Annotated in this window: 1 protein-coding gene; it reads left to right on the forward strand. The window is 78.3% G+C overall.

Annotated features, from left to right (window positions below):
- Positions 1 to 915: acyltransferase domain-containing protein (locus AB8Z36_RS41130; protein ID WP_369218444.1), on the forward strand; the 915-nt coding region annotated here is incomplete at both ends.

Genomic DNA, 915 nt, shown 5'->3' on the forward strand with positions numbered 1-915 from the left:
CCTCCGGTCTGGCCGCGCAGGCCGTGCGGCTGCGGAGCTGGGTCGCCGAGCGGCCGGAGCTCTCCGCCCCCGACCTCGCCCACTCCCTCGCCACGACCCGCGCCCGCCTCCCGCACCGCGCGGTCGTCGTCGGCCSGGTCCSGGCCGACCTGCTCAGCGGCCTCGACGCGGTGATCAGCGGGGAGGCCGCCGCCGGGGTCGTACCGCCGTCCCGCGCGCGTACGGGCGGCGTCGCCTTCCTCGTCCCTCACCGGCAGACGCCCAAGGCCCTGCACCTGGCCGGGCGGCTCCTCGGTACGGAACCCGTCTTCGCCCGCGCCCTCGAAGCGTGCTCGGACGCCCTGATGAGCGAGAGCGGCTGGGACCTCCTCGACGCGCTGCGCGGCACACCGGCCGAGCCCGACCCGGAGGCCGTCAGGCTCGCCGCGTTCGCCGTGCCCATCGCCGTCGCCGCCCTCTGGCGGGCCCACGGCGTCCGCCCGGACACCGTGCTCGCCGAACCCGGCGCGGAGCTGGCCGCCGACGTGGTCGCGGGGCGCAGGACCATGGAGGCGGCGGCAAGGGAGTATGCGACGGCCGCGACGGCGCCGGTAGCCGCGACGGCCGCGACCGCGCGCCCCGCCAACGCCCTCCACGACCGCCTCCGTGCCGAAGTCACCTCGGGCACCCGCGCCTTCATCGAGCTCAGTCCCCGCCCCGCTCTCGCCGGAGCGGTGCTCGACGCCACCCGGGCTGCGGGCGGTGACCCGGACGAGTACCTGGTCACGCGGCCGGTTCCGGACGGCGGGCGCGGGGGCGGCACGGACGACGGCTCGATGGTCCTGCCCCTGCTGCTCGCCCAGGCCGAGGCGGGCGGCGTACGCGTCGACTGGACGCCCCTCCTCACGGGCCGGAACGCCCGCACCGTCCCCCTCC

Source organism: Streptomyces flavofungini, assembly GCF_041028215.1.
Taxonomy (GTDB): Bacteria; Actinomycetota; Actinomycetes; order Streptomycetales; family Streptomycetaceae; genus Streptomyces; species Streptomyces flavofungini_B.